Genomic DNA, 14,312 nt, shown 5'->3' with positions numbered 1-14,312 from the left:
AAAGGATTCAACAATAAACTATTGTTGAATCCACTTTATTTAGTGTTCAATAATGCGGGGAAAATCTTCGTTACTGCGTAATGTTAAGACTTCAACACCATTTTCAGTAACCAAGATAGTGTGTTCATACTGAGCCGAAAGTCCATGATCTTTGGTTTTAACCGTCCAGCCATCTTTCATGGTACGAGTACGCCAGTCACCAGTATTTACCATTGGTTCAATGGTAAAGGTCATTCCTGGTTTTAAAATTACACCGCCGTCATCAGCGTCATAATGTAAAACTTGAGGTTCGTCATGATAGACTTCACCAATACCATGACCACAATATTCCCGAACTGAAGAAAAACCAAACTTATCGACATATTTTTGTATCGTTTTACCAATTTCCTTTAAACGAATGCCAGGTTTGATAATTTTAATCGCCTCGTAAAGGCTCTCTTGTGTAACTTGGCATAATTTTTCACCTGTGATAGTTGGCTTACCAGCAATGTACATTCTAGAGGTATCGCCATGAAAACCATCTTTAATAACTGTCACATCAATATTTAGAATATCGCCATCTTTTAACTTTTTGTCAAAACTTGGAATACCATGACAAACCACATCATTAATTGAAATACAACTAGTATGTTGATAACCATGATAACCAATATTAGCCGGAATAGCTTTTTGGACATTGACGATATGTTCATAACAGATCTTGTCTAGTTCACCTGTAGTAATACCAGGTTTAACATAAGGCTCTATCATTTCTAAAACTTCAGCAGCGAGTTTGCCCGCTATACGCATTTTTTCTATTTCAGCAGGGGTTTTTAACTTTATAGGCATTAATTTTTTTCCTTTAATATTAATGGCAATATCCTATCATACAGCACTATTTCGTCAAATTATACCAGAGAATTAATTATACCTTTTTCTTATATTCCTATATTTTTGTAAAAAAGTTTCAGGAAAATATATGTTTTAGTATAAAATTCAAAACTATTCTTATATTTGTTCGATATTCTGTATATAATTATACCCATTATAAAAAAGGCTTTAATCGCAATGCAATGTCACTTTTACCAACAAAAAAAGTGTTTATCTTGCCAATGGATAGAACATCCTTATCATGTACAACTGGCAGAAAAACAAAATAAGTTATTACAACAATTAACCCAATTTAAACCAAACGAGGTTGAAGAACCTTTTGCTAGTCATGAAACCGCTTTTCGTAATAAAGCAAAGATGGCAGTGTTAGGTAGTGTTGAAAAGCCCGTTTTAGGTATACAAACGGGGAATGAGACCGTCGATTTATGCGATTGTCCTCTTTATTCAAACAGTATGCAAAATATCTTAAAACTTGTTCGAACTTTCATTCGTAAACAAGGGCTTATTCCTTATAATATTAATAAGCGTAAAGGGGAGTTGAAATTTGTTATAATTACTGAAAGTAAAATTGAGAGTACGAGCAACTTTATGTTGCGATTTGTTTTAAAATCATACAAGTTTTTTGCTAAAATAAATGATTCTATTAAACAATTACAAGACAAAATTCAAAACTTAGACGTAATCTCGATAAATATTCAACCAAATCATGCGGCTATTTTAGAAGGTGAAGAAGAAATAGTCTTAACTGATAATTCATTTCTTCCGATAACTTTAAATAACACTCCTCTTTTTATTAAACCTAAAAGCTTTTTTCAAACAAATCCATATGTTGCCAGCAGCCTTTATAAAACAGCAAGTGACTGGGTCACAGATTTACCTATTCAGTCTATTTGGGATATGTTTTGTGGGGTAGGTGGTTTTGGGTTAAGTTGTGCTAACCTTGTTGCTGAGAAAAATATTAGCCTTACAGGTATTGAAATTAATTCAGACGCAATAGAGTGTGCAACTAAATCAGCAAAAAAATTAGGTTTTAAACAATTAAACTTCAAAGCATTTGACGCAACACAATACGCTACAGCTCAAAAAAATGTACCGGATTTAGTTTTACTAAATCCCCCAAGACGAGGGGCAGGTAAAGTACTTATGCAGTATTTGAAACAAATGGCACCTAATTATATTATGTATTCAAGTTGTAACTTATTTTCATTAGTTGATGATTTAATGCTATTGTCAAATTATCAAATCCAAAAAGTAAAATTATTTGACATGTTTCCGCATACTTCACATATGGAAGTATTAGTTTTATTGCAACGATTATAAATAAAATAGATTTATGATAAATATTATATGTGCTATTTCCTATCCATGAAATAGCTGTTATTTTTTTAAGTTGCCATGTATTTAAGATCGAATTATTTGTAATGAAAATAGTAAATTATAGTTTTTAGGATTGCTATGTTACGACGTATAATGCTAATTTATTCCAAGTGTTGTCATAAATTAGCCCATCGCATAATTTTAAATTATGTTAATATAAATATTAAATAACTACATTTTAAGGAAGCGCAAAATATGATTCCTGATGTTTCAAAAGCACTTAGTTGGTTAGAAAAACACTACACCATTTTACAAGGTATTCAACGTGGTATTGAACGAGAAACTTTACGTATTTTGCCTGATGGATCATTGTCAAAAACGCCATTTCCTTCAAAAATTGGTGCTGCGTTAACCCACCCTTGGATAACAACTGATTTTGCCGAATCAATGTTAGAATTTATCACGCCAGTTAATACTAATATAGATTATATGTTGACTTTTTTGCGCGATTTGCATCGTTATGCTAGCGTAAATATTGGTGATGAAATGATGTGGCCTTTAAGTATGCCTTGTTTTGTTGCAAACAAAAAAGATATTATTCTTGCTCAATATGGTACTTCTAATGAAGGTCGCTTTAAAACGATTTATCGTGAAGGATTGAAAAACCGCTATGGTGCAATGATGCAGACCATTTCAGGTGTTCACTATAATTTTTCACTACCAACTGCATTTTGGCAAGCAAGAGAAGGGGTTAAAAATACCGAAGAAGGTAAAGCTATAATTTCTGAAGGTTATTTTACCTTAATACGAAATTATTATCGTTTTGGTTGGGTTATTCCTTATTTATTTGGTGCATCGCCATCAATGTGTTCTTCATTTATTCAAGATCCAGTTAAAGCACAAGCCTTTATTGAACAAACAAATGGCAACTGCTATTTGCCTTATGCAACTTCTTTAAGATTAAGTGATATTGGATACACCAATAATGCTCAAAAACAGCTTGGTATTACTTTTAACCATTTGGAGACATATGTAGAGGGACTAAAACGTGCAACGCGCACAGAGTCTGCAGATTTTGCTAAGTTAGGAATTAAAGTGGATGGGCATTATCGCCAATTAAATGATAATGTATTACAGATTGAAAATGAGTTTTACGCACCTATTCGACCTAAACGAGTGCCAATGGCAGGGGAATCTCCATCGGATGCACTTTTGCGTGGTGGTATTGAGTATATTGAAGTAAGAGCATTAGATGTTAATCCATTTTCGCCAATAGGAATTACTGAAGATCAAATACGTTTTATAGATCTATTTTTAATTTGGTGTGCACTAGCACCAGCCCCAGAGATGAGTAGTAAAGAACTTGAATGTGCTAAATTGAATTGGAATAGAGTCATAATAGAAGGGCGAAAACCAGGACTTGAGATTGGTATTGGCTGTGAAAGTAATCGAGAGCCATTATCTAAAGTTGGTCACGAATTATTTAAAGATTTGTTACGTGTTGCTGATGTTTTAGATCATCAAGATGATATGCAGCGTTATCGTAATGTTTGTGAACGTCTAGATTTAATGTTTGATCAACCTGAATTAACTTTATCAGCAAGAACATTGCAAGCAATAAGTGATTTAGGTACAGCAGAATTTGGTTTAGCTTTAGCAAATCAATATAAAAAACAGCTTATGGTAGAACCTTTAGCATTATTAACCGAAGGTGATTTTGTACAACAACGCAATTTATCTATTGAGAAACAGGTAAAGAAAGAGCAGAATGATACTCTATCTTTTGATCAATATTTAAAAAATTTGAACGACAAAAATGTTTAAAAAGCGCTGTTATACTTTACGATATCAGGCAAACAACAAAGTTGAGTTGATTTTTCCTTATCAACAAATAGCAGTAAATAGACCGTTAATTGATCAAACATCGTTTTCTATTTTAGTTTGGAATATTTTTAAACTAAGAAGGGCTGATTGTCTTGATATGCTTAAACACTATGTTGATAAAACTAAACTTATTATATTACAAGAAGCACAAACAACATCGCCGTTAATTAATTTTATTTCACAGCATAATAAAATTGCGGATCATGTTCCAGCATATTGTTTTAATGACATTTATGCTGGAGTCATGACAATTTCTGATTCATTACCAACCTCACTTTTTTCTTTTAGAGAAAAAGAACCACTAATCCGTGTTTCTAAATCTGCTTTAGTCACTATTTATCCTATTAGCAATTCCAAGCAGCAGTTATTAGTTGCTAATATTCATGCTGTAAATTTTAGTATTGGCGTAAAAGTTTATCGTCAGCAAATACATTTGCTATTAAATCATATAAAAGAGCATACTGGTCCAGTTATTTTAGCGGGTGATTTTAATGCATGGAGTCGGCAACGATTAAATTTGTTGTATCATTTTGTTCGTTCAATTGAACTTAAGCCGGTTAATTTTTTAGTGGATTCTCGAAAAAGATTTATGGGCAGACCGCTTGATTTTGTGTTTTACCGAGGATTACAACTTAATGCGGCTGAAATTATTAGTACAACCGCATCAGATCATAATCCTTTATTAGTGAATTTTAGATTGGATTTGCATTGACAAGATTAATTGTCAATATATCACCTTCTTGAACTCTTGAATTCTTCAGATTATTCCATTGTAATATATCGGTAATTTTCACACGATAGTTTTGAGCTATAGAGTAAAGACTATCTCCTGCTTTGACAAGATAAGCAATCTTTTTCACATTTTTAGAGAAACTTTCTTTACTCACAATACTGCTGTTTTTAATGAAACCTGATCTAAATTCAAATGGCATATTAGCACGAGGGAGATCTTGTAAAAGTTCTGTAATTTCATTCGCAACTAGGTTTTCTGCTTGTAGTTTCTTGAATAAATCTTTAGCATGAACATAAGGAACTAGCAAATGGAAAGGACCGTTTACTGTTTGTTTCACATATCCAGCATTATATGTCATTAACTCGTCAAGTGATAGTTCTGAGTATTTAGCAATTTTAGCTAATGAAATATTTTTAGATATATCAATTCTAACGAGGGAATTTTCATAATTACAATCAGGTAACTTGATGCCATATCGTTTGCTATTCTTAACAATATCAATAATTGCTAAAATTTTAGGAACATAGTGCATAGTTTCTGTTGGTAAGTCTAGTGACCAATAATTAATTGGTAAACCTTTAGTTCGATTTTTCTCAATAGCTTTTCTAACTCGTCCTTCGCCTGCATTGTAAGCGGCTAAAGTTAATAGCCAATCGCCATCAAAACGCTTATTTAAATCTTGTAAAAGTGAAATGGCTGAGTTAGTAGATGCAATTAGATCTCTACGTGCATCAAATGAACTACTTCGTTGTAGTCCATATTCTTTAGCTGTAATAGGAACAAATTGCCACAATCCTGCTGCGTGAGCAGATGATGTAGCAAGTGGATCATAAGCGCTCTCAATAAGAGGAATTAAAGCTAGTTCAGTAGGTAGATTATTTCTACGAAGTTGATTGATAATATAATAAACATAAGGCTCTGAACGTAAAGCAATCGTTTCAAACCCTTTAGGATTACGTAGTAATCGTTCCCTTTCTGCATTAACTCGGCTATTTTCGGGAACATTTGTATCAATCTGATTAAGCATATATTGCCATGGATTCTGAGTGATAGATACATAATTACTGGAACTATTAGTATTATTAGCACTGTTTTTTGAATACTTTATTCTAACAACAGGATTATATCTTGACCCATGATGCTGACATGCGATTAAAAACAAACATAATATTGTAAAAATTAATAATTTTTTCATTAGTCCGTAAGTTTTGCCTAAATTAAGCTCAATAGTATACCTAAAAAATGTCTTTTTGGCTTCTAAAAAAAACAAACAAATCTAATTTGTTTTTAAATTTAAACTTCTTTTGCAATTCTTTTTCATGACATCGCATGAATAAGTTAATGTTTTTTTTCGTCAGACAACTTAGACGATAACGTCATTGATTTATTAGAAATGGAATCTAAATAGTTTTTGATGTTTTTGTCATCGGGCAGCATTTGGGACGCAAATGCTAAATTTGATAAAGTATATTCATGACCTGCACAGATTAAAGTATCATTAGGCAATTGTTTTAAATGCTTTAAAGAATTTAACATTTGTTCATGAGTACCTTCAAAAATTCTTCCACAACCGGCTGAAAATAAAGTATCTCCAGAAAATAAATAGGACCTGCAATAATATGCCAAATGACCAAGAGTGTGCCCTGGTACTTCTATAACTTCAAAACTAAAATCACCAATATAGACTTTATCTTGTTTAATAAGATAATTAATTGGTAAATTGATTTCACTTGGACCGTAAACATCAATATCTTGGTATTGAGCTTTTAATTGGTTTACTCCTCGAGTGTGATCAATATGGTGATGAGTAAGTAAAATTCCAAGGGGGATTAATTTATGCTTATTAATATAATTAATAACAGGTTCGGCTTCCCCAGGATCGATAATTATGGCTTAGTTACTGGCATTGGTTAGAATCCAAATATAATTATCCTTTAAGGATGCAATGCTATGTAGTTTATACATTTTAATTTTTTACCATTAATTATAAATTATGTCGTTAAAAGCAAATAAACTTTTTAAAATTGAATAAAAATATTTAATTAATACATTAAACATTTATGCATTGTTCAAATATAGTATCTTGTAATGTAGGGGATTGAGCTTGTTTTTTAGCTATAATGTCACAACGCTCGTTTTCAATGTGCCCAGCATGCCCTTTTACCCAAATCCATTCAATCTTATGAATCTGCACTAATTCATCTAATCTTTTCCATAAGTCGACATTTTTTACTGGTTGTTTGTTGGTGGTCTTCCAACCATTTTTTTTCCAACCATGTATCCAATTGATGATTCCATTTCGCAAATATTGACTATCAGAATATAACTCAATTTGACAAGGCTGCTTTAATTGTTCTAAAGCAACAATTGCAGCTAATAATTCCATACGATTATTTGTAGTTTTAAAAAAACCTTCTGATAATATTTTTTCGTTTGTTTTATATTTTAAAATTGCAGCATAACCACCAGGACCGGGGTTACCTAGGCAAGAGCCATCAGTATATATTTCAATTTTTTTTAACATCTTTTTAATTTCATTTATGACTATTTAAATTTTTTATTAATTTATTTACTGTAATTCTGTGACTTAAGTAAATTAAGAACTATATTAATTTTTGAATGTATCAACTTTAAGGAATTTTGGTGCTAGACTATACCACTAAATAAAAGTTTTTCCCAACGATTGATATAAAAGAGAAGAAAGTGATCCATAATTCTACACGACAAATTGTATTAGATACTGAAACGACAGGTATGAACCAAGAAGGTAATAATCATTATGAAGGACATAAGATTATTGAAATTGGCGCTGTTGAAATTATTAATCGACGTTTAACTGGTAACCATTTTCATGTTTACATAAACCCCGAACGCTTAATTGATGAAGATGCATTTAAAGTGCATGGAATCAGTGATGATTTTGTTAAAGATAAACCTATATTTAAAAATGTTGCTCACGATTTTATTAAATTTATAGATGGTGCCGAGTTAATTATCCATAATGCATCATTTGACGTAGGTTTTATGGATTATGAATTTCGTCTTTGTGGTCTGGATTTTAAAACAGCTGATCATTGTATTATTACTGATACCTTGGCTATGGCAAGGCGTTTGTTTCCAGGTAAACGTAATAATTTAGATGTGTTATGTGAACGTTATCAGATAGATAATTCCCACCGAACATTGCATGGTGCATTATTAGATGCTGAGATTTTAGCTGAAGTCTATTTAGCTATGACAGGTGGGCAAACGACATTGTCTTTTAGTTCTGAAGATAATAACTCATCTTTATTAGAATCTAATTCAATTAAAAGAGTAGAACGTAATGGTGTGCCTTTGAAAGTAATCAGAGCCACAGGACATGAACTTTCTGAACATGAGATTATTTTAAAAAAAATTGACAAAAAAAGTGGGGGAGCATTGTGGAATATAAATTAATGATTGTTTTGTATTCAATTGATCGTATATTTTAAAAATTTTATTGACGAGAATAAAAATAATCTTTAATATCACACCTACTTTAACGTTTCGACGTTAAAGCTATCAAATAAAGCGGAGCGGTAGTTCAGTTGGTTAGAATACCTGCCTGTCACGCAGGGGGTCGCGGGTTCGAGCCCCGTCCGTTCCGCCAATTCAAATTTTCTAATTGCACTTTTATAATATAATCAGCATCGCCATAATTGTATTGAATTGAATACTGAAACCTTTCTAAGTCACATTTAATAATGTTTAAAAAATGGTTTTTTATAATTATGGGTAGTGCTTCATTTTTATTGGGACAGTTAGTATTTTCGTGCAGCTCCTACCAAAAGTGCTTTTTTATTTATTAACGACCTATTTTTTGAACAATATCTCAGATCGTCTTTATAGCTATTTTACTGATAATCATTACTATCAAACTTATATATAAAAAAAGAAAGCAACAAAAATAAATTTGTTTGAAATGTTAGCAATGGCCTTAATTGTATTGTAAATACCTTTTATTTTATTATTTTAGGAAAAATTAAGAATGCAGTAGGGTATATGGGCAGTAAAAAATTACAGGGTAAGTTACCCTGTAACAAATGTGAGCCTAACTGTAAATAATTTTATTTAAGATTTTTCTTAATTTCTATAGCAAGCATTGGGTTCCACATGGCACCTGTAGAACTCATGATAGCATCGGCTCCATTATCAATAAACTGACGATAATGTTCACTAGAACTAACACCACCAACACCAACAATAACAAATTTTAGATCCATTTCTTTTCGATATTTAGCTAATCTACTTACCATATCTAAACCAGCCCAACGAATTGCATCTCCACAGACACCGCCTTCTTTTCTATTTTCACCTAAGGCAGGATTACCTTTAGCATCAACTGGTTTAGCTGACAGTGTGTTAATTGCACTTAAGCCGTCGATAATAGAACCGACACGAGTCAATAAAGAAACGATCCTTTCATCATCAGGGAAATAGGCTAGTTTTAAAATAAGTGGGCGATCAGGAACAGCTGTTTTAATAGCGTTAACAATGCGTTCGACTTTATCTATATCAAAGCAAAGTAGTTTACTTGCTCCTTCGTTTGGGCAACTTAAATTTGCTTCAAGAATAGGCGCATTGGTTTCTCTAACTAATTTTGCAGCTAAAGCATAATCGTTTTCTATTGCTTCATTGCTTTGCGTCCCCTGAAAACTACCAATTACATATTGCCCATGACCTGCAGATTTTACTGCATCAGCCATATCTGGTTGCCAAATATCTGGAGAAAAAGAAGGAACCCCAAAAGAGTTGGTAATTGATAGAGGTTGATTGTAAGCAGTATCAGCTAATACTGTATCTAAATTACACGATAATTTACCTTTAGGATGAACTGATAACACATTCGGTAATGGATGACATTTATGTAGTTTTGTTCGAACTGTTTTATATACGCATAAATCAAATCCATAGGCAAATGCAGCTTTTATGTAGTTTGCATTTAATAAAGGACCTGCCGGTATACCAAATGGTAAATTAACGTCATGGTTTAAAAATTTTGAAGATTTTGTTGGGATTTGCTCAGCTTTATCTAATTGTGTAAAAAGCCCAAATGGTCCTTGAGCATAATTATCTTCGTAGCTTATAGAAGGATTATAAAAAGGTGTTAAAGATTCCATACTATCTCCTGATCATGCATGTTCTTAAAGTGAAGTTGGGTATTAAGTTGTAATAAAAATAAAATGAATAAGGTTTTAGAGCCAAAAAAAAAATCCTCCATAAGGAGGATTAAGAAATAGGAACAATAGAGAGTAGAAAGATGGGGTTGATTCAGAACTGCCAATTGGAATTAAAGACATTAAGTTATTCTCTATTGTGTAAATTTGTACACATTTTATCTGAATAAAATTAAAGTTCAATATAAAAATCATAAAAATATTTAACCAAATGAAAAGGTTATAGTATTTTTTTCTAGATTTTAAATCATAAATCCGACAATATAATCTCTCTAAAATACCCAAAATAAGCATGACCTTATCCTATTTATCGTGATAATTTTATAATTGCTTAATAACACTAAAAAAATTTCTGTCTAAAAAATGATACTTGTTGTTATTAATGTAGATAATCCATGTGGAGAGTAACTATTGTTAATGTTATCATAATTAAAAAGTTTAAATACTAGTGAGTAGGTATATAAAAATGAAAAATGAACATATTTTTAGTCCGATAACTCTACCTAATGGCGTTGAACTAAAAAATCGTATAATGATGGCCCCAATGACAACTTGTTCTGGTTTTTATGATGGTTCAGTTACTCAAGATCTAATTGAATATTATCGTGTACGATCTGGTGAAATAGGGACAATTATTGTTGAATGTGGATTTGTTGATAATAAAGGATTAGCTTTTCCTGGTGCAATTGGTTTAGATAGTGATGACAAAATTGAAGGATTAGCAAAGATTGCGAAGGCAATCAAAGAAAAAGGCTCCAAAGCAGTAATTCAAGTTTACCATGGAGGGCGAATGGTTGAGCCAAAATTAATTGGTGGACAATCGCCTGTGGGGCCAAGTGCAATATCAGCACCACGCCCTGGTGCTGCAACACCAGTAGCACTAAGCGCTGATGAAGTCGATGAAATGATCGAAAAATTTGGCCAAGCAGTGCGACGTGCTATCCAAGCTGGATTTGATGGTGTTGAAATTCATGGTGCCAATACTTATCTTATTCAGCAATTCTATTCACCAAATTCAAATCAACGAGATGATAAGTGGGGGGGAAATCGTGATAATCGTACTCAATTCCCTTTAGCAGTCTTAGATATCACTCATAGTATGGTAAAACAATATGCATCTCCAGAGTTTATCGTTGGTTATCGCTTTTCTCCAGAAGAATTAGAAATCCCAGGCATTCGTTTTGATGACACAATGTATTTGCTTGAAAAATTGGCCCTAAAAGGGCTTGATTATGTTCATTTCTCAATGGGAACAACGCTTAGATCATCGATTGTTGATACTCAAGATCCAACTCCATTAATTAAAAAATTTGTTGCGATGCGTTCACCAATTTTATCAAAAATTCCTGTTGTAGGTGTCGGTAATGTTGTTCATCAAAGTGATTTGGATAGTGCCATCGACAATGGCTATGATTTAGTTGCGGTTGGTCGAGCTTGCATTGCTTATCCTGATTGGGTTAGTCGCATAAAGAAAGGTGAAAAACTAGAGCTATTTATCAATAGTGATAAACGTGAAGATCTGAATATCCCTGAACCTCTATGGCATTTTTCGCTTGTTGAAAGTTTGATTCGGGATGTGAACCTTAATGTTAAAAAATTCAAACCTGGTAATTATCAAGAAAAAGTTAATGATGAATCTTATGAGTTTTTGATTAATGTTGAATTAGGAAATGATTTTATCAAAGATATACAACTCGTTAATGCTAACAACTTTGATAGCGAAGTATTAAATAATTTTACTGAAATTAAGCATCGAATTATTGACTCTAACAGTCCACATGTTGATGCTATTTCTGGCGCAACGACACAATGTGAGGTATTTAAAAAAGCTGTAACTAAAGCGATGGCAAAATCTAATAAAGAAGCAATTATTGCGGAAGGTGGTGATCCAAATGACCAATCCTTTGATGTTGTGGTTGTTGGTAGTGGTGGAGCAGGGCTTACTGCTGCGATCCAAGCTCATGATCTTGGTGCAAATGTGGTTATTGTTGAACAAATGTCTGTAATTGGCGGTAATACCAATAAAGCTTCAGCCGGTATGAATGCGGCAGAAACCAAATTCCAAAAACTCAAAGGTATTACAGATAGTAAAGAACTCTTTTATAACGAAACGATGACAGGCGGAAAAAATAAAAATAACCCTGATTTATTACATTATTTTGTTGAAAATGCACCAAATGCCATTGATTGGTTAGATGAAAATGGTATTGAATTAAGTGGTATTACAACAACTGGTGGAATGAGTATTGATCGAACTCATCGCCCTGAAAGTGGTGCTGCAGTAGGTAGTTTTTTAATTAGTGGCCTAGTTAAAAACATCAATAAGCGTGGTATTGATGTTATGCTTGATACTGTAGTTACTGAAATTATGACAGAAAATAATAAAGTGGTTGGTGTTAAAGTTTCAGAAGAAGATGGCTCAAATCACGTAATAAAAACAAAAGTAGTTATTATTGCAACTGGTGGGTTTAGTGCCAATACCACAATGGTTGAAAAATATCGACCCGATCTTAAAGGTTTTGTCACCACTAATCACAAAGGTGCTACTGGTTCAGGCATTATGTTATTGGAAAAACTTGGTGCAGGAACCGTTGATATGGGAGAGATTCAAATCCACCCAACGGTTGAACAAACAACATCTTATTTAATATCTGAATCGATTCGAGGTGGAGGCGCAATACTTGTATCACAAAATGGTCAACGATTCGTTAATGAACTTGATACAAGGGATAAAGTTTCAGCTGAGATTATAAAATTACCTGAGCACTATGCTTATATCTTATTTGATCAACAAGTCCGTAATGAAAACAAAGCAGTGGAAGAATATGTTTCAAATGAACTTGTATCACAAGCAAATACCATTGAAGAATTAGCACAAAAATTATCAATTGATACTAATAAATTAACTAAAACAGTAAAGCGTTATAATCAGTTTGCTATTACCAAACAAGACGAGGATTTTGGCCGAACAACAGGTATACGTCATCCAATAGAAAAAGGTCCTTTCTATGCAATAAAGATCGCACCGGGCGTTCACCATACCATGGGGGGAGTGACAATCAACACCCAAACACAAGTCCTAGATGCTAATAAAAATATCATCCAAGGGGTCTTTGCCGCAGGCGAAGTTGTTGGCGGTGTACATGGTGCTAACCGTATTGGTGGCAATGCTGTTGCTGATATCATTATTTTTGGTAGACAAGCGGGTAAAAAAGCTGCTGATTATATTAAAAATTAAATTATTACAACTAGCTGAGCTTGTTTAATATGGTGTGTTCGAGATATGAATATTCTCAAACTTTAATGGGAACAACGGTGTTATTAACGCTTTTAGAGCCAAATGAAGCCGTTGCACACACTGTTTTTCAAATTATTAAAATGCTTGAGGATAAATTGACTGTTAACCGGCTATTTTCAGAAGTTATGTCAATTAATTTAGCTGCGGGTAAACACCCAGTGACAGTGAGTCAACCTATTTTTTCCCTAATTGAACAAGCTCAAAAAGTCAGTCTTTATTTCAATAGTTGCTTTAATTTTGCTATTGGCCCATTAGTTAAGCTTTGGAAGATTGGTTTCCAAGGTTATCAAGTACCATCTGCTGAATTAATAAAACAACAACTATTGTTAATTGATCCTAAAAATGTCGAACTTGATACAAACACACATTCCGTTTTTTTAAAAAAAACTGGAATGGAAATTGATTTAGGTGCAATTGCTAAAGGGTATATTGCTGATATCGTCAAATTGGTTTTACTCGAAAATCAAGTGTATCAAGGTATTATTAACTTAGGTGGAAATGTATTAACTTTAGGTGAGTGTTTAACAGAACAAAGTGGTTATTGGAATATAGGATTAAGAAAACCGTTTTCAATTAGTGATGAGCTGTCTGGCGTTATTAAAGTTAAAAATAAATCAGTTGTCACATCGGGAATTTATGAGCGCTTTTTTATGCAAAAAAATAAACTTTATCATCACATATTTAATCCCAAAACAGGCTATCCGTTGGACAACGAACTTGAAAGTGTGACAATAATTTCAGATTCTTCATTAGAAGGCGATATTTATTCGACTGTTTTTTATGGATGGGGGATTGAGAAAAGTAAGGCGTATTTGCGAAAGAATCAAAATTTATCAGCCATATTTTTGCTAAAAAATAAAACTATAGCATTAATAAATCCTGATAACTTTAGTTTTCAAAAAACCGATACTCAATACACTATAAAAATAGATTAATTATTCAATTTGCAATAAATGCGATTTTAGTTAACGATATAATTTTATTATTTTTTATGAATTTTGTTTTTGTGTAA

Annotated in this window: 12 protein-coding genes and 1 tRNA gene; 7 read left to right on the top strand and 6 right to left on the bottom strand. The window is 32.6% G+C overall.

Annotated elements, in window-relative coordinates:
* Window positions 1-39: 39 nt before the first annotated feature.
* Window positions 40-828, bottom strand: coding sequence for a type I methionyl aminopeptidase (gene map, locus ACGH49_RS03900; RefSeq protein ID WP_411588289.1), 789 nt, complete (start codon window positions 826-828; stop codon window positions 40-42).
* A gap of 219 nt (window positions 829-1,047) precedes the next feature.
* Between map and rlmC the strand changes: the two genes are divergently transcribed.
* From rlmC to ACGH49_RS03885, 3 genes are all read left to right on the top strand, one after another.
* Window positions 1,048-2,190 (top strand): 23S rRNA (uracil(747)-C(5))-methyltransferase RlmC, encoded by a 1,143-nt coding sequence (gene rlmC / locus ACGH49_RS03895; protein WP_411588288.1) that lies wholly within the window; start codon window positions 1,048-1,050, stop codon window positions 2,188-2,190.
* Window positions 2,191-2,442: 252 nt separating this feature from the next.
* Window positions 2,443-4,011, top strand: coding sequence for a glutamate--cysteine ligase (gshA, locus tag ACGH49_RS03890; RefSeq protein ID WP_065607427.1), 1,569 nt, complete (start codon window positions 2,443-2,445; stop codon window positions 4,009-4,011).
* Window positions 4,004-4,783 carry an endonuclease/exonuclease/phosphatase family protein gene (locus tag ACGH49_RS03885; RefSeq protein ID WP_065607428.1) on the top strand — a complete coding sequence of 260 codons (780 nt, stop codon included), beginning with the start codon at window positions 4,004-4,006 and terminating at the stop codon, window positions 4,781-4,783. Before gshA ends, ACGH49_RS03885 begins: the two co-directional genes overlap by 8 nt.
* Here ACGH49_RS03885 and ACGH49_RS03880 read toward each other — a convergent pair.
* From ACGH49_RS03880 to rnhA, 4 genes are all read right to left on the bottom strand, one after another.
* Window positions 4,764-5,831: a transglycosylase SLT domain-containing protein gene (locus ACGH49_RS03880; protein ID WP_065607430.1), complete on the bottom strand. Its 1,068-nt coding sequence runs from the start codon at window positions 5,829-5,831 to the stop codon at window positions 4,764-4,766. The two genes, ACGH49_RS03885 and ACGH49_RS03880, sit on opposite strands and share 20 nt — an antisense overlap.
* 208 nt (window positions 5,832-6,039) lie before the next feature.
* Window positions 6,040-6,135 carry a hypothetical protein gene (locus ACGH49_RS03875; protein WP_411588286.1) on the bottom strand — a complete coding sequence of 32 codons (96 nt, stop codon included), beginning with the start codon at window positions 6,133-6,135 and terminating at the stop codon, window positions 6,040-6,042.
* Between the two features lie 7 nt (window positions 6,136-6,142).
* Window positions 6,143-6,652 carry a hydroxyacylglutathione hydrolase gene (gloB, locus tag ACGH49_RS03870; protein WP_411588390.1) on the bottom strand — a complete coding sequence of 170 codons (510 nt, stop codon included), beginning with the start codon at window positions 6,650-6,652 and terminating at the stop codon, window positions 6,143-6,145.
* A 202-nt stretch (window positions 6,653-6,854) separates the two neighbouring features.
* Window positions 6,855-7,328: a ribonuclease HI gene (gene rnhA / locus ACGH49_RS03865; RefSeq protein WP_411588285.1), complete on the bottom strand. Its 474-nt coding sequence runs from the start codon at window positions 7,326-7,328 to the stop codon at window positions 6,855-6,857.
* A 179-nt stretch (window positions 7,329-7,507) separates the two neighbouring features.
* Between rnhA and dnaQ the strand changes: the two genes are divergently transcribed.
* A complete protein-coding gene (gene dnaQ / locus ACGH49_RS03860) occupies window positions 7,508-8,242 on the top strand; it encodes a DNA polymerase III subunit epsilon (protein WP_255306974.1) in 735 nt (244 codons plus the stop codon).
* A 116-nt stretch (window positions 8,243-8,358) separates the two neighbouring features.
* A tRNA-Asp gene (locus ACGH49_RS03855) sits at window positions 8,359-8,435 on the top strand.
* 457 nt (window positions 8,436-8,892) lie between these two features.
* On the opposite strand, the gene ACGH49_RS03850 is transcribed toward ACGH49_RS03855, so the two are convergent.
* Window positions 8,893-9,945 carry a dihydroorotate oxidase gene (locus ACGH49_RS03850; RefSeq protein ID WP_411588284.1) on the bottom strand — a complete coding sequence of 351 codons (1,053 nt, stop codon included), beginning with the start codon at window positions 9,943-9,945 and terminating at the stop codon, window positions 8,893-8,895.
* A gap of 523 nt (window positions 9,946-10,468) precedes the next feature.
* Here ACGH49_RS03850 and ACGH49_RS03845 point away from each other — a divergent pair.
* Window positions 10,469-13,240, top strand: a complete 2,772-nt coding sequence (locus tag ACGH49_RS03845) for a flavocytochrome c (protein ID WP_411588283.1) — start codon at window positions 10,469-10,471, stop codon at window positions 13,238-13,240.
* Between the two features lie 29 nt (window positions 13,241-13,269).
* Window positions 13,270-14,235: an FAD:protein FMN transferase gene (locus ACGH49_RS03840; RefSeq protein WP_411588282.1), complete on the top strand. Its 966-nt coding sequence runs from the start codon at window positions 13,270-13,272 to the stop codon at window positions 14,233-14,235.
* The last annotated feature ends 77 nt before the right edge of the window (window positions 14,236-14,312 follow it).

Origin of the sequence: Gilliamella sp. BG7, assembly GCF_046635565.1 — a bacterium.
Lineage (GTDB): Bacteria > Pseudomonadota > Gammaproteobacteria > Enterobacterales > Orbaceae > Gilliamella > Gilliamella apicola_P.
Note: the sequence above shows the minus strand (reverse complement) of the source record. Positions and strands in the feature narration are given on the sequence as shown.